The 14947-nt window shown below is 62.8% G+C and carries 11 protein-coding genes and 4 pseudogenes; 7 read left to right on the plus strand and 8 right to left on the minus strand.

Annotation, left to right across the window (positions count from 1 at the left end; translation table 11 throughout):
* Nucleotides 1-2 precede the first annotated feature (2 nt).
* Genes BST12_RS12690 through BST12_RS12705 form a run of 4 tightly spaced genes read left to right on the plus strand, consistent with a single transcriptional unit; the run spans nt 3 to nt 4747 of the window.
* Nucleotides 3-1625 carry an acyl-CoA synthetase gene (locus BST12_RS12690; protein WP_083113470.1) on the plus strand — a complete coding sequence of 541 codons (1623 nt, stop codon included), beginning with the start codon at nt 3-5 and terminating at the stop codon, nt 1623-1625.
* Nucleotides 1622-2485, plus strand: coding sequence for an amidohydrolase family protein (locus BST12_RS12695; RefSeq protein WP_083113471.1), 864 nt, complete (start codon nt 1622-1624; stop codon nt 2483-2485). Before BST12_RS12690 ends, BST12_RS12695 begins: the two co-directional genes overlap by 4 nt.
* Nucleotides 2478-3527 (plus strand): acyl-CoA dehydrogenase family protein, encoded by a 1050-nt coding sequence (locus BST12_RS12700; protein WP_083113472.1) that lies wholly within the window; start codon nt 2478-2480, stop codon nt 3525-3527. The genes BST12_RS12695 and BST12_RS12700 overlap by 8 nt, the downstream gene beginning before the upstream one ends.
* Nucleotides 3528-3541: 14 nt before the next feature.
* The gene (locus BST12_RS12705; protein ID WP_083113473.1) at nt 3542-4747 is read left to right on the plus strand and encodes an acyl-CoA dehydrogenase family protein; all 1206 of its coding nucleotides are present in this window, start codon (nt 3542-3544) and stop codon (nt 4745-4747) included.
* On the opposite strand, the gene BST12_RS12710 is transcribed toward BST12_RS12705, so the two are convergent.
* A complete protein-coding gene (locus BST12_RS12710) occupies nt 4744-6282 on the minus strand; it encodes a hypothetical protein (RefSeq protein ID WP_083113474.1) in 1539 nt (512 codons plus the stop codon). The genes BST12_RS12705 and BST12_RS12710 overlap by 4 nt on opposite strands.
* A 400-nt stretch (nt 6283-6682) precedes the next feature.
* On the opposite strand from BST12_RS12710, the pseudogene BST12_RS34845 reads away from it, so the two are divergent.
* Nucleotides 6683-7075 (plus strand): annotated as a pseudogene (locus BST12_RS34845) (PAS domain-containing protein); the annotation flags it as partial.
* Nucleotides 7055-8347 (plus strand): annotated as a pseudogene (locus BST12_RS34850) (putative bifunctional diguanylate cyclase/phosphodiesterase). The pseudogenes BST12_RS34845 and BST12_RS34850, both read left to right, overlap by 21 nt.
* A gap of 82 nt (nt 8348-8429) precedes the next feature.
* On the opposite strand, the gene BST12_RS12725 reads toward BST12_RS34850, so the two are convergent.
* Nucleotides 8430-8777, minus strand: coding sequence for a WhiB family transcriptional regulator (locus BST12_RS12725; RefSeq protein WP_083113477.1), 348 nt, complete (start codon nt 8775-8777; stop codon nt 8430-8432).
* A 364-nt stretch (nt 8778-9141) separates the two neighbouring features.
* Between BST12_RS12725 and BST12_RS12730 the strand changes: the two genes are divergently transcribed.
* A complete protein-coding gene (locus tag BST12_RS12730) occupies nt 9142-10347 on the plus strand; it encodes a cytochrome P450 (protein ID WP_083113478.1) in 1206 nt (401 codons plus the stop codon).
* On the opposite strand, the gene BST12_RS12735 is transcribed toward BST12_RS12730, so the two are convergent.
* The 6 genes and pseudogenes from BST12_RS12735 to BST12_RS30830 all read right to left on the minus strand — a co-directional run.
* The gene (locus BST12_RS12735; protein WP_083113479.1) at nt 10344-10727 is read right to left on the minus strand and encodes a lipocalin-like domain-containing protein; all 384 of its coding nucleotides are present in this window, start codon (nt 10725-10727) and stop codon (nt 10344-10346) included. The genes BST12_RS12730 and BST12_RS12735 overlap by 4 nt on opposite strands.
* Nucleotides 10724-12367, minus strand: coding sequence for an acyl-CoA synthetase (locus BST12_RS12740; protein WP_083113480.1), 1644 nt, complete (start codon nt 12365-12367; stop codon nt 10724-10726). The genes BST12_RS12735 and BST12_RS12740 overlap by 4 nt, the downstream gene beginning before the upstream one ends.
* A gap of 8 nt (nt 12368-12375) precedes the next feature.
* On the minus strand, nt 12376-12993 hold the full coding sequence (locus BST12_RS12745) for a PaaI family thioesterase (RefSeq protein WP_083113481.1): 618 nt from the start codon (nt 12991-12993) through the stop codon (nt 12376-12378).
* Nucleotides 12990-13607, minus strand: coding sequence for a cysteine hydrolase family protein (locus tag BST12_RS12750; RefSeq protein ID WP_083113482.1), 618 nt, complete (start codon nt 13605-13607; stop codon nt 12990-12992). The genes BST12_RS12745 and BST12_RS12750 overlap by 4 nt, the downstream gene beginning before the upstream one ends.
* Nucleotides 13608-13736: 129 nt before the next feature.
* Nucleotides 13737-13886, minus strand: a pseudogene (locus tag BST12_RS12755) (Rieske (2Fe-2S) protein); the annotation flags it as partial.
* Nucleotides 13887-14822: 936 nt separating this feature from the next.
* A pseudogene (locus BST12_RS30830) lies at nt 14823-14947 on the minus strand (ABC transporter permease); the annotation flags it as partial.

Here is a 14947-nt window from a genome sequence, read left to right on the forward strand (position 1 = left end):
CGATGAGCGAATGGACGATCGGAGCGGTCTTGGACGCGGTTGCCCAGGCAGTGCCCGATCGGGTGATGACCGTCTGCGGATCACGCCGCAGTACATTCGCCGAGTCTGCCGACCGAACCCGCCGGCTGGCCAACTACCTGGCGGCCAACGGCTTTGGCGCGCATGTCGAACGCGAGGTGCTGGGTAACTGGGAATGCGGACAGGATCGCGTTGCGCTGATTATGCACAACGACCTTTATCCCGACATGGTCATCGCATGCCTGAAGGCCAGGGTGGTGCCGGTGAACGTCAATCACTACTACACGCCCCGCGAAGTGGCGGACCTGCTGACCTACCTCAAGCCGCGCGGCATCGTCTACCACCGCTCGCTGGGTGCCAAGTTCGCCGACGTGCTGCCCGGGGGCGCCGAACTGTTGATCTCCGTTGATGACGGCAGTGACCTCCCCGAATTGCCCGGCGCCGTACCCCTCGAAGATGCTCTGGCGCGCGGCAATTCGGATCATGGGAACACGCCTCAACCCGACGATGTACTGATGATATGCACCGGCGGCACCACCGGGCGGCCCAAGGGCGTGATGTGGCGGCAGGCCGACATATACGTTGCTTCGATGAACGGTGACGACCACGCCGCCGCCGACGAGATCCGTCAGCGGGTGCGCAACGCCGGCCCGCCATGGTTCGCTGTTTCACCTTTGATGCACGCCGCCGGCATGTGGACCGCGTTCGCGGCGTTGCTGTCCGGACAGACGGCCGTGCTCTACGACACCAGACAGAAGTTCGACCCGGCCGCGGCGCTCGAGATCGCCGAGCGTGAGAAGGTCGGCATGATGACGATGGTGGGCGATGCCTACGCGGCGCCATTTGTCGACGAACTCAGCCGGCGCAGTTATGACCTGACTTCGTTGTTCGCCATCGGTACCGGCGGGGCGGCCACCAATGTCAAATATCAGCAGGCCGTGCTGAACTACTTGCCGCACATCACCTTGATCAACGGCTACGGTTCCTCGGAAACCGGGAACGTGGCATTCGGGCGCAGCAGACATGGCACCCATGCCGACACCTTCGTGTTGCGAACGGGCGGGCTGGTGTTGTCGGAGGACTACCACCGGTTCCTTCAGCCGGGTGATCCTGAAATCGGCTGGGTGGCCCGCGCCGGACGAATCCCGTTGGGTTACTTCGATGACCGTGCCGCAACGGCGAACACGTTTCCGGTGGTGGATGGGCAGCGGGTGGTGATATCGGGCGATCGTGCCTCGGTGCAAGCCGACGGCACGCTCCGCTTGTTCGGCCGGGATTCGCTGGTGATCAACACCGGTGGCGAGAAGGTCTTCGTCGAGGAGGTCGAAGAGGTCCTGCGGGCGCACCCCAGTGTCGCTGACGCCTTGGTGGTCGGCCGAGACAGCGACCGGTGGGGGCAGGAAGCGGTGGCGCTGATCGAATTGCGCGGTGAGGGCGCCGAGGTTGATGACGATGTCCTACGCGCGCACTGCGCGGCCGATTTGGCGCGGTTCAAGGTGCCCAAGGCGTTCATCGTGGTCGACCAGGTGCGCCGACTGGGCAACGGCAAGGCCGACTATAGGTGGGCCAAACAGCATGCCACACAACGCGTTAGGACCACGCAATGACGCAGCCGGACGCCAGGCCGGTCATCGACTGTCTGGTCAACGTCCACTTCGGTGAGACGGAAGCACAGCCCGAGTTCATGACCAAGGTCCGCGACGACTACTTCAAGGGACCCAAGTCGATGTTCGACCCGGTGGACCTTTCGGAGTTGCTGGACGAGATGGACGAACACGGCGTGCACAAGGCCGTCCTGATGGACAGCCTGGCCAAGCCATCGGTGACTGCCCGTAAGTTCGTCGACGCGCGCCCGGATCGATTCGTGCTGGCTCTTGGTGGCATCAACCTGCTGCGTCCGGTGGCGCCACTACGGGAGCTGACTTCGGCGGCGGCCGATCTCCCGCTGGCGTATGCCGTTGTCGGCCCGAGTTTCTGGGCCGACGGCGCGTATCCGCCCAGCGATGCGGTGTATTATCCGCTGTACGCCAAGTGCGCCGAACTCGACCTGCCGCTGTGCGTCAATACTGGAATCCCAGGACCGCCGATCCCCGGCGAAGTACAGAACCCGATCCACCTGGACCGGGTGTGCGTGCGCTTTCCCGAGCTGAAGCTGTGCATGATCCACGGCGCAGATCCGTGGTGGGACATCGCGATCCGGATGCTGATCAAATACCAGAACCTGCGGCTGATGACCTCGGCGTGGTCGCCAAAGCGGTTGCCGGACAGCATTATCCATTACATGCGCACCCGGGGCTCGGGCAAGGTCATCTTCGCGTCCGACTGGCCCGTACTGCGCCACCATCGCGTGGTGCCCGAAGCCAACGCCCTGGATCTGCCCGCCGAAGTCCTGGACAAATACCTCTACAGCAACGCCAACGAATTCTTCTTCGGTGGCCCGGAATCAGGAGCGGTAATCGATGGATAGATACGAGTTGCGCCGGCTCGACTACAGCCTGACCGAGGATCACAAGGCCCTGCAGGCCGCCTACCGAGAACTGCTTGCGGCCCACTGTCCGATCGAGACGGTCTGGGCTGCACAGGAAACCGGGTTCGACAAGAGTCTGTGGGAGCGGTTGTGCGCCATGGGCGCCACATCCATGGCAGTAGGTGAAGGTGCCGGCGGCGACGGAGCGACCTTGGTGGATCTCGCGCTGGTCGCCGAAGAACTGGGCCGCACGCTTGCCCCGGTGCCCTGGATCGACCACGTCTGTGCCGCGCGGCTGGCCGAGCGGCTGGACTCGGTCGACGCCGGCATGATCGAGGGCAGTCGGATTCTGGGGCTCGACGCCGCGCTGGAACCCGTTGCGGGACTGCGACTTATCCCTGTTGCGGCGATCGCCGACGGTCTGATGATCCGGGATGGGGACGACGTGGTGCTGCTGAGGTTTGTCACCCGGCCTGCGCGCGTGTCTAATCTCGGCCAGCTCCCGATGGCCTGGGTGGATCCCGGCGCCGCCGAGTCACGAACGGTGTTGGGTTCGGGTCCAGCTGCCGTCGCGGCCTACCGCCGGGCGCTGGATGAGTGGCGGGTGCTGACCGCCGCGGCGCTGGTTGGCCTCGTCGAACAAACGATGACCATCGCGGCCGAGTTCGCCAAGACCCGTTACACCCTTGGCGTTCCGATTGCCACACTGCAGGCGATTTCGCATCCGCTGGCCAATATGGCGATCGTCGTTCAGGGCGGCCGCAACCTCGCCCGGCGAGCCGCGTGGTTCCTGGACAACGAGCCGAACGAGCGGCCGGAGTTGCCGGGGTGCGCGTTCGTTTTCATGGCCGAGGAGGCGCCCAAGGCCGCAACCATGGCGGTCCACATTCAGGGCGGTCTCGGGGTGTCGGTCGAAGCCGCGGGGACGGCGTATCTGGTCCGAGCCCGGGGGTGGGCGGTGGCCGGTGGCGATCCGGGCGCTACCGCCAAACATGTCGGACAACTCGTCGCGGACCGCGAACGCGCTGGCGCACCCGCGTAAAGGACTATCGAACAATGGATTTCGCCCTCGTCGAGCTCGACGCCGATGACAAGAAGTTTCTGGCCGAGGTTCGCGCGTTTCTCACTGAACACGTGACGGATGAGGTTCGCCGCCGCGACCGCGACACCGGAGACAACTTCGACGAAGGGGTGCACCTTGCGATCGGCGCGGCCGGATACCTGGAGAAGGAGTGGAAGTCCACTAAGGAAGGGGGTTTCACCCGGGTCCGCCGCCGGATCTGGGAGTTGGAGAAACGCCGTGTGCACACGCCGTGGGTGACGTGGGGCACGACGGCGATGGTGGCGCGCGCTGTTGCCGCATTCGGCAAGCCCGAACTCGTCGAGGAGGTGATGCCCAGAGTCTTCAGCGGCGAGGTGCGAATGTGCCTGGGTTATACGGAGCCCGACGGCGGATCCGACGTCGCGACGTGCAAGACGCGGGCGGTGCGGGAGGCGGATGGGTCGAGCTGGATCATTAACGGCTCGAAGATGTTCACCACCGGCGCGCATAACTGTCAGTACGTCTTCCTCATCACCAACACCGACCCGGATGCGCGTAAACACAAGAGCCTTACCATGTTTCTGGTTCCCCTTGATTCGCCGGGCATTGAAATTCAGGGCATCCGCACCGTCGACGGCGACCGAACCAACATCGTGTACTACACCGATGTCCGCGTTGATGACAAGTACTTGCTCGGTGAGGTCAACGGCGGCTGGACTGTCCTGCGCGGACCGCTGGACGCCGAGCACGGTGCCGTCGCCGCGTCGCCGGATGGGTTGCAGGACGTCGCGATCATGCAGCACCAAACCGGCTTCATGTCCGCGGCGGTGGACGCGGTGGTGGCCCGGGTCGGGCAGCCCGGCGATGACGGGGTGCGTCCGATCGACGATGGATCGGTGGCATATCGGTTGGGCCGCAGCGCCGCCCGGTTAGAGGCGGCGCTGTCGACGCCGAGCATCTTCGGCCGGGTCGCGCAGGCGCAGACCATGCGCGACATCGGGGCCGATCTGATGGACATTGCCGGCGGCGCCTCGGCGCTGCCTATCGACACCGACGGCGCCGCCGACAACGGGGCATCGGAGTATCTCTACCGATTCGCCCCGTTGGCCGGGATTTACGGGGGCACGCTGGAGGTCTTTCGCAACATGATCGCCCAGCATGTGCTGGGGCTGGGCAAACCGAACTATTCGCCGCCGGCCGACAAGGCTTCGGCGAACTAGTTGTGCAGCGCCAGGGCGGCATACTTGCCGGCGCGGACGATGGCGTAGGAGCGCCACAGTTGTCGCTCCATCGAGTCGAACACATGATCCGCAATGCTCTTGGCAAGTTCCAATCGCTCACCGGTTAGTGCCGCGGGTGGGCTTATCTCAATTTCGCTCTTGCCGGCGTCGCCAGCGGTCGGCGGGTCATGACGGCCGGCAAGGTAGTCCAGTCGGCCGCCGGTTTCGGCTTCGGCGGCCAGGGCAAGTGGTTGCGTCTGGGCGAAGAACTCCTCACCCGTGGATTCCAGAGCTACCAGCATCCACCAGCGCAATACCGGATCACTGTGTTGCAGAGCGATTTTGGCGAACTCGATCATGTTCTGCCGGTGCAGATCCATGTCGGCGTCGAGGAATAGCCATTCGAGCGCGTCGCTAGCCGTGTGGTTGAGCACGTGATCGAGTCCCAGCGCATCCCAGTCTGAAAGAAACAGCTTGCTGTGTTCAGAGAGCCGCGCGGCCCAAGCGTTCACCGCTTGCTCTGCGGCGCTCGCCGGTTCGGCAAAGGTCAACGCGTACTTGGTCAGGTCGCGGTAGCCAAGAATGTCCATCACCCACATGGGAATGAACTGACGTAGTTTGTCTGCGGGACTGCGTTGATCGCTGCGGAGCCAGTCGTAGAACGGGTGTGCCCGCAGTCTGTCCTTGCGTTCCTCGATGTGGCGAAGCATGGCGGCGTCGTTGTCGTCTGCCGGGCTGATCGCGAGTGCGGGGGCAGTCCAATCAGATTGGGCCACAGCGGGTGGTTGCGGGCGACGAGGGACGGTGCCGGTATCGAGATATGTAGTTGCGTAGTCCAGGAATCCGTCGAAAATGCCGTCGAAGATGGCGAACATTCGTTGGCATGCTTCGCCCGCGCGCTCCCGCCGTTCGGGGTCGAGTACCACCGTCTCGAAGACGCCTTCGGTGTTACCGACGTGCCCGGATTCCAGGTCTAGGTGGTACGGGCCGAAGTAGCGGTATTCGAGTCCTGTTTGGCCCGACAACGTAGCGGCGACGCGTGCGGTATTGCTGAGCATGACATGGCCGGTGGCCTCGCCCGCCTCGGAGTGGCCGAACCGGATCAGCGCATCGTCGCCGTCGTCAGCGACCAGCCGGATGAACTCAATTCCGCTGCGACGGAACGTCTCCTGGTCCGAGGACAGGAATAGCCACCACAGCATGTCGCTGGTGCGCCAGCCCAACCGGGTATCGATGTCCAGCTTGCGCCAATCCTCGAGAAACATCTTCGAGTGCTTCTCGTCTTCGAGCGTGCCGAGATTGATCACCCACTCGTACTCGTCGTGCGGCTCCGGGAATCTCAGCACCCAGCGGTTCATGTCCCGGAATTGCATGATGAACAGTGCGCCGGCCGGTCCGATGGCCAACCGGTCCCGAGCCGGGACCCGGTCGCTGGACAGCCAGGCGAAAAATGCGTGTCGGCGTGCTGCGTCTTGTCCCGCATCCCGCAGCTGCATCACATGTTTCAATGCGAGGTCTTTCTTTGCTGGGCTCATCCGCCGTTGCTGAGTCACTGATCAAAACAGGCCGTTCGATGGTGTACCAATTGTACGCCCGCCTAGTACAATCGAGCGACTTGCCTTTCTACCTGCCGCGAACCCGAACGGATCCTGAGGCAAGTTCACCTCACTCCGTTCCGTTCCTAGGTGCCGCGTGTGAAAATTGCATGTTGCTGACGACGGTTATTGGTGGTAGGGCTATCGATCTGGGGCGGTGCGGGGGTCCTTGCGAGCGCAGCTCGGCAATTGCCCGGTAGAAGCGGTGTAGAAGCGGTGTAGAAGTTGATCTTTGGTCGTCTCGGTGAGGGAGGGTTTCGACCAGATGGATGTTGACGACGACGTGGGTGCTGTACTCGCGGAGGCCAAGCGGGACGCGACGAACGGCGCGATCCAGACGATGCTTGCCGGTGGCGCGAGTGGTCGTGACGCCGAACTCCTCCGCGCGGTATTCGCCCAGGCGGGTGTCGGGGTGGGAATATCCGACATCACCGGCAAGATCCTGGTAGTCAACGCCTTCTTCGCCCGGATGTTTGGTTATGAGACAGAAGAGTTCATCAACAAATTTAGGGTCAGCGATCTCACCCATCCCGACGACACCGCCGAAGTCTGGGATCAGTACGCGGCATTGATGCGTGGCGACGTAGAGATGGTCAGCCTGGAAAAACCCCACCTGCACCGAGACGGACACACCATCTGGAATACCGTCAACGTCTCACTGATCCGAGACGTCAACGGCGTACCCATTTACACCCTGGCCGTATTCGGCGACGTGACCGACCGCCACCAGCTTGAACAACAGTTGCGTCACCAAGCCCTGCACGATCCGTTGACCGGACTGCCGAATCGCAGTCAGTTCTTCGATCGTCTCAGCGCTGCGTTCGAAGACCCGAAATCCCGGGTCGGCATCTGCTATGTCGACCTCGACGGCTTCAAGGACGTCAACGACACGCTCGGACACGACGTCGGCGACAAGCTGATCGTCATGGTCGCCGAGCGACTGTCCTTGTGCCTGCAGCGACCTGAGCAATTTGTTGCGCGTCTGGGTGGCGATGAGTTCGTCTTCCTGTTGCCAGAACCTGCCAGCACGAGCGAGGTTACCGACCTCGCTGACTCGGTTTTACGTGTCCTTGAGTCGCCGTTCGATATCGACGGAAACCCGATTACGGTGTCCGCCAGCGTGGGCGTCATGGAACAAGAGGTCGCCATTATCTCTGAGGTCGACCTGATGAAGGGAGCAGACGTAACGCTGGCGCGCGCGAAACAAGCCGGCGGCAACCGGTGGGTGATCCATGATCGCCATCATTAAAACACCCCCATGCACAAAGCGCTCGACCGCGGGGAATTCCGTCTCGTCTACCAGCCGATCGTGCGGCTCGCCGACAACTGCGTCATCGGCGCCGAGGCTTTGCTGCGCTGGGAGCACCCGACGTTGGGAACGCTGTTGCCAGACCGATTCATCGGCCTCGCCGAGCGAAACGGCATGATCGTGCCACTGACGAATTTCGTGGTCGAGCAAGCCTGCCGCCACATGCAGGCCTGGGGTGCCGGCCAGTCCGCCGACTCGCAAATCTTCGTCAGCGTTAACGCTGCCGTTCGCAACATTTGCGATCCCGGCTTCATTTCGGTTGTCAAGAACGCACTTGGCAACGCCGGCCTGCCCCCGCATGCGCTGCAGTTGGAAGTTACCGAGAATGCGGTCCTGGGTAAGGACGACAATTCGGTGAAGCGGATGCAGCAGTTGTCCGATATGGGCGTTTCCATCGCCATTGATGATTTCGGCACCGGGTTCTCCAGCTTGGCCTACCTGCGTGACCTGCCCGTCGATGTGGTCAAACTCGCCGGCGAGTTCATCAAGAATCTCGGCGGCAATATTCAGGGGCGGCTGGCCGACGAACAGATCACCCGAGCCATGATCGACCTCGCTCATACGCTCGGTCTTACCGTCACCGCTGAGCAAGTCGAGACCGCGAGCCAAGCTGCCCGATTACGTGCCCTTGGCTGCGACGCGGCGCAAGGCTGGCATTTTGCCAAGCCGATGTCGCCCGAGCTTTTCAATCAATAGCGCAACCGCAATACGAAAGATCGCGAAAAGCCTTCGAGTGCAGCGTTTTTGGGCTAGGCCGGAGCCGCCAGTATGTCGGTATTTATCCGGCCGAGCGAGTGTTGCGCTTATCGAGGAAGTCCGCCCAGGACACGACCTCGGGGTGCTGTTTGAGCAGCGCCCTGCGCTGGCGTTCAGTCATGCCGCCCCAGACGCCATACTCGACCTGGTTGTCTAGCGCGTCTGCTGCGCATTCCCGCATTACCGGGCAGTGGCGGCAGATGGCCGCAGCCTTACGCTGCGCGGCTCCCCGGACAAAGAGTTCGTCAGGATCTGTGTTCTTGCACAGCGCATTCGACACCCAATCCCCAACTTCTGACTCACCTGAGCGCAGAATTCCATTTGCAGCTACCAGATTAATTCGCCGCATCGCGGGCCGTGTTGCTGACAACGAAGTGTCCCTTCTTCCCGCCGCATGTTGCGATCGTTCCCGGCGGAAGACAAAGTGTGATCCGCATCTCGCCTAAGTTTAAGTTCACCGGTTGGATGCCAAGTGCACCAATTTTTGAATGCGCGCAAGAACGCTTGATTAAATTCAAACCGGCGTCGGCGGCGGCCCCGGGTGCCCGGTAGGGCGTAGGGCTTCTCCCGCGATGCCAGGAACAATTGGTTATAATACTGTAACCATTACCGTTGAGCGTGCCGGACGGGCTTCATGTTGTCCGGAAAGGGCAGGAGATGACCACGTTTAGCTGGCCTGTCGACGACGGCGCGGGTACGGAGTGGTGCGATGAGTTGCAGGTAGCGCGGGCCGAATGACCACGGCCGCCGTGGTCTTCGACCCGTTCTCCGAGGAGTTTTTCAACGATCCCTATCAGACTTACCGGCGAATGCGTGCTGAAGCACCCGTCTATTACAGCGCGGAGTACGACTTCTACGCGCTGACCCGCCACCACGATGTGGCGGCGGCCTTCAAGGACTTCGAAACTTACTCGTCTGCCTACGGTGTGGACCTCGCTCAGGTGCGTAAAGGCGAGGTGACCTCGCACGGATCGATCATTGCCATGGACCCTCCGGCGCACCGCCGCATGCGCGGTCTACTGAACAAGGTGTTCACCCCGCGCGCCATTCAGGCGTTGCGGCCGTTGGTGGCTGAAGTGGTGGACAAGCACCTATCTGCCGTGGATCCGGACGGCTTCGACTTCGTTCAGGATTTTTCGGCGCCGTTCCCCGTCGACGTGATGACGACGCTGCAGGGTGTTCCGGAGCAGGATCGCCAGCAGATTCGGCTGTGGATCGATGATCTGCTGCACCGCGACGCCGGCGAAGTCGAGATGAGTCAGGCGGGTCTGAAGTCGGCCGTCGACATGGCCATCTACTACTACCGGCTCACCAGAATGCGGCGTGAAAGTCTGGGTGACGATCTGCTGAGCAGGCTGATCAACGCCGAGATCGAACGCGACAACGGACGGATGGAGCCACTGACCAACATCGAGATCACGGAATTCGCAACGCTATTGGGGGGCGCCGGTGCCGAGACGGTGACCAAACTGCTGGGCAACGCCGCGGTGGTGTTCGCCAGAAATCCCGGCCAGTGGCAGCAGCTACTACATGACCGCAGCAAGATTCCGCTTGCGGTCGACGAAATGCTGCGCTACGAAGCGCCCGCACAGTACAACGTGCGCCGCTCGATGCGCGCCGTCGGCCTGCACGGCACGACCATACCGGCGGGTAAGCCGGTGTTCTTAGTGGGAGCTTCGGCTAACCGTGATCCGCTGGCGTGGACCGAGCCAGATACTTTCGACATCAACCGCGACCGCACTCAGTCGCTCAATCTGGGGCTCGGCTATGGCATCCACAGCTGCCTGGGCGCGGCACTGGCGCGCCTGGAAAGCGCGATCGCATTGGGTCGGATGCTGGATTTCATGCCGCGTTACGAGGTCGACTGGAGTAGCTGCAGGCGGGTGAACATGCAGAACGTGGCGGGCTGGAGCAATGTGCCGGTCCGGGTGCTGCGCTAGCCCGTCTGCTCCCGGCGCCACACCAAGGTGCTGTTGATGGTCCTACCTTTTGACGACGTCACGCTCGCCGATAACGTCAACCGATCACCGTCAAGATGAGCGCGGCGAAACAGGCTCTGCCCCAATAGCTCCGGCGTATTCGATACCAGCACGTCGTGGCGCACCGTGGACGACGCCTCGTCGACATGGAACCTGCCACTGTACGCGATGTATTCGTCACCCGAATCGGATGTCAGCTGCGCGGACATGTAACCGTCGACGGTGTAGAGAATCAAGCCAAAAGGGTTCTGTCCCAGAGGGTGGCGGGACCCACCGGCGCTTCGGGAGACGAAGGACTCCAACATCCAACCGCCCAAGATCGCGTGATGCAATTCGCTCATGATTCGGCTTCGGCCTGTGCCCGCGCCCACCGGTAGTCTGCCTTCCCGGACGGGCTGCGCTGGATGACCGGGCGAAACACGATGGCCTTGGGGAGTTTGTAGCGGGCCAGCGATTGTGCGGCGTGGGCGACCAGCTCATCGGAGTCGGCGTCAGCCCCCTCGGCGAGCGCGACGATCGCCACCACTTCGGAGCCCCATCGTTCGCTCGGCCGACCGGAAACCACCACGTCTGCCACCGCGGGATGCGAGGCGATCGCGGTCTCGACTTCCTCGGCGAAGATCTTCTCGCCGCCGGAGTTGATCGTCACCGAATCGCGGCCGAGCAATTCGATGCAGCCGTCGGTACGGTGTCGCGCCCGGTCGCCGGGAACCGCGTACCGTACGCCGTCGATGACGGGGAAGGTCGCCGCGGTTTTGACGGCGTCGCCCTTGTAGCCGAGCGGAACATGACCGCGCTGCGCCAGCCACCCGTTGCCGTCATGGCCCGGCGGCAGCATCGCCGTCAGGTCTTCGGCGGCCACGAGGGTGTCCGGCCCGGCGTTGAAGGTGCCCGTCGACACCGCACCCGATGTTGACAGGTGGTGCATTTGGGCACCGGTCTCTGAGGATCCGACGCCGTCGACGACGACGGCATTGGGCAAGGCATCTATCAAACGCTGTTTGACGTACGGGGTCAACAGCGCGCCGCCGTTGGCGACGACGGCAAGCGACGACACATCCGCGACGCCCTTTTTGATGGCTGCCACCAGCGGGCGGGCTATCGCGTCGCCCACGACCGTCACCACCGCCACCCGCTCGCGTTCAATGGTGCGCACGACATCCTCAGCGTCCAAATGGTCTACCACCGAGGGGAAAACGATGGACTGTCCGGTGGTCATGGCCGTCATCACGGTCCACTGGGCGGCGCCGTGGATCAGCGGCGGCAACACCATGAGTTTGGTTCCGGGCCCCGCGGTTACCCGCGCGGCGATCTCGTCGATGGAGCCGACGGGCTGGCCGGTGTAGAGATCACGGCCGCCGAAGGAAGTCATGAAGATGTCGTGCTGGCGCCACAGCACGCCCTTGGGCATGCCTGTCGTCCCGCCGGTGTAGAGCACGTACAGGTCATCAGGGGAGTGCTGCACCGGCGGCGGCCCGGGAGAAACGGATGCCAGCGCGTCCTCGTAATCGACTGCACCGTAGAGCAATTCGTTGCCCGAATCGTCGGCGATCTGGATCAACACCCGCAGGGCAGGAAGGTCCGGCAGGACTTCGGCCACTCTTGGGGCGAACGCGGCGTGGTAGATCAGTGCGCTCGCGCCCGCATCCTCGAGAAGGTACTGCAGCTCGTTCTTGACGTACCGGAAGTTGACGTTGAACGGGGCGACGCGCGCCGCAAAGCTGCCGAGCAGCGCCTCGACAAATTCGTTGCCGTTGTATGCATAGAGGCCCAGCAGGTCCTGGCCCACCTCATGGCCGGCCAGATCGGATCGCTCGGTGTGGCAGCCCAGTCCCTGCGAATGCAGGTATGCGGCAAGGCGGTTCGCTCGCTCGACGACCTGAGCGTAGCTGTAGCGCTTGTCGCCGTGGACGATCAGCTCGCGCTCACCGATCGCGGCGGCGACAGCGCGCGCGACGGCGGGCACGGTAAATTCAGACATCAGACCTCTCACGGTTGGTGGGGTAGCAGGCGGACCATCAGGCCGTTGGCCTCGGTGAGCAGCGTGTCGTCGGCGGCGGTCATGGTCGCGGTGATGAAGACCTTCCGGCCCTCGCATCTCGTGATCCGGCCATACGCGGTCAGTGGCTCATCGATCGGGGTGACGTTGCGGTAGTCGACGTGCAGGTAAGCCGTGCGGGTGGGGCGAATGTCGGCCGTAGAGACCACCATGCCGAATAGCCAGTCGTAGAAGAGCGGGATCATGCCCCCGTGTACCGCGTTGTTCCCGCCGACGTGGGATCGGGTGAAATGTCCGGTCATGGTTACCCCGTCGGCCCCGCCGTCGCGCAGCGTCCACGGCGGCAGCAGCGGATGGCCCAGGCCGGGTAGTTCGATGACCTTGCCCGCCGGCGCCTCGACGTCGGGCACCCGATGGGATTCCAGCATGGCGCAAGCGCTTTCGACCTGATCGGCAGCGGCGGCCCAAACCGAGGCATCGGGGTTGGTGGAGACGGTGAGGTCCTGCAGGCGCCGCATCGCGGCAGCGAACCGGCCCAGATCGGGCGGTGCGCCCAGCGGTTTGACTTCGGGGAATCCGCCGCGGATTCCGGGTGCGGTTTCGGTCATGGTCCCTTCCATGTGTTGATCAACTCGTCGGTGGCGGTGATGGTGGCCAGCAGGGACAGGGTGTTGGCGATGACGGCTGCGCCGTACTCGCTGGGCACGCCGGCCACAGCATCGCTGGGTATGACAACGCGATACCCGGCATTGACCGCGTCCATGACCACGTTGGGTATCGCGATGTTCAGCGAAACACCCACTACCACAATGGTGGAAAGCCCGAGGTTGCGCAGGATCGCATCGAGGTCGGTGCCGCCCATCGGTCCGACGCCGTGCCAGCGACTCAACACCAAATCCGTTGGTTCGGGGCCTAATTCGGGGAGCAACGCGGCACCGGGCGACCCGGGTGCGATGTCCACGCCGTGTCCGACGGCGAAAACCTTGGCATTGTGATTGGAGCCGCGCCCATCGGGTCGTCGTTGCACCAGGCAATGCACCACCTGCACCCCGGCCACGCGGGCCGCCGGCAGCAGCCGCACGATGTTCGGCAGCGCGATCCGCCGCGCCTCCTCGGCGAGTACCGCAAGTCCGGCGTGCGGGCCGATGACCGCGCCCTGACATTCCTGGGTGACGACCGCGGTGTGCTCGGGCGCCGCGAGGTCGGCGAGGCGGGCGGTCATCGTGCGGTCGCTGTGATGTCGTCGCGCGGCGGGACGTCGTAGCACTGGGTGGCCCAATTCCGCAACGCCATATAGGGTTTCGCATCGACTTTAGACAGTGCCGGATGCTTCACGGAGTTCTGTTTCGTCGTCGACAACATGCAGTTCTCCGGATTCGTCGCGATGGGCGCCCATATCGTTGCCGAAATGGTGCAGCGGCCGGAGCTCTCCGGCCGCAAACTCGGGTGACCATCCGACCGTGAACCACCCGGTGACCTTCCAGGTGAACGGGACTTTCACGCCGGCTCCTCGGTATTGGCAATACTTAATCTATTACAGTATAGATTTCAGCAGGATGCCGCGATGCGAGCAGGTGGGCAAGGAGCATGAATGAGAATGAAGCGGCTCACGACGCTCTGACACCCACCGCGCTCGTTGCCCCGACAGTGCTGATACACCCCAACTGTTATGCCGGTGGCATTCGCGAGTACCGGCGTCGCTACGTCAAGTCGCGGCCGACTGCTACTGCGGTTTCAAATTGGTTTCATCGTCATGGACAAATCGGCCCGGGTAACGGACAAAAATGCCTCAACTGTCGCCAATTTGGCGTGTCGCGTATATAAAATGCCGCAGTCGCAACTGATCGTGGATAATAGTGCACCGGCATAAGGCTATGGGGCCGCAAGCTAATCCCAAGTGGCACTGTACATTTGACCGTCCGGCATCGCTGCGTGCCTGAATGTCAATCATCTTTACACGAATATAAATCGGATGTGATCTCGGCAACTTCTAACGCCGGCATCTGGACTTTGTTGCCCCATGTTGTCTAATGGTAATGCGCCATTAGTTGAAGGGCTGGCAGCTAATGCGCGGTTCGCCGGCCGCCCCACAATCGATTGAATCGACGTGATGAAAGCTTTCATGGACCAAACTAATGGCCGCCATTACCTGGATGAACTTATTGGGGATGGGCACCCGCCGCTACCCACTGCGGGGTTGGTCGACGCCGCCGCCGAAGCCGGTTTGGCCACTTGCCGGTTGACTCCAGTACAAGCGTGGGAACTCCTGAAGTGCATCGAGAATGAACTGGCGACGACAATAGACCTTCTCAAATACATCGAAGCGATACTCGCTGATTCCTTGCCGCATAGGCGATTTAGCCCGAGCTACCTTCGCGCAAGCTTGGACGGATATGGCTTCCTACCCTGAGAGCTATCCTGAGAGCTATCCTGAGAGCTACCCTGAGAGGTTGAAGTTGCCGTGCGCGCCGTATACCGCCAGCGAGATGAACAGCGTGATGACCACGACGACGATCAGTGAGGTCCGCACCGCCTGTCCGACGGCGATGCCCACGCCGACGG

The sequence above is a fragment of the Mycobacterium angelicum genome (assembly GCF_002086155.1).
Lineage (GTDB): Bacteria > Actinomycetota > Actinomycetes > Mycobacteriales > Mycobacteriaceae > Mycobacterium > Mycobacterium angelicum.

Coding starts and splice junctions, on each gene's coding strand:
- BST12_RS12750 (WP_083113482.1), bottom strand. CDS start 13,607: ATGACCGCCCGCCTCGCCGACCTCGCGGCGCCCGAGCACACCGCGGTC.
- BST12_RS12700 (WP_083113472.1), top strand. CDS start 2,478: ATGGATAGATACGAGTTGCGCCGGCTCGACTACAGCCTGACCGAGGAT.
- BST12_RS12735 (WP_083113479.1), bottom strand. CDS start 10,727: ATGAGCGAATTGCATCACGCGATCTTGGGCGGTTGGATGTTGGAGTCC.
- BST12_RS12740 (WP_083113480.1), bottom strand. CDS start 12,367: ATGTCTGAATTTACCGTGCCCGCCGTCGCGCGCGCTGTCGCCGCCGCG.
- BST12_RS12705 (WP_083113473.1), top strand. CDS start 3,542: ATGGATTTCGCCCTCGTCGAGCTCGACGCCGATGACAAGAAGTTTCTG.
- BST12_RS12730 (WP_083113478.1), top strand. CDS start 9,142: ATGACCACGGCCGCCGTGGTCTTCGACCCGTTCTCCGAGGAGTTTTTC.
- BST12_RS12695 (WP_083113471.1), top strand. CDS start 1,622: ATGACGCAGCCGGACGCCAGGCCGGTCATCGACTGTCTGGTCAACGTC.
- BST12_RS12690 (WP_083113470.1), top strand. CDS start 3: ATGAGCGAATGGACGATCGGAGCGGTCTTGGACGCGGTTGCCCAGGCA.
- BST12_RS12745 (WP_083113481.1), bottom strand. CDS start 12,993: ATGACCGAAACCGCACCCGGAATCCGCGGCGGATTCCCCGAAGTCAAA.
- BST12_RS12710 (WP_083113474.1), bottom strand. CDS start 6,282: ATGAGCCCAGCAAAGAAAGACCTCGCATTGAAACATGTGATGCAGCTG.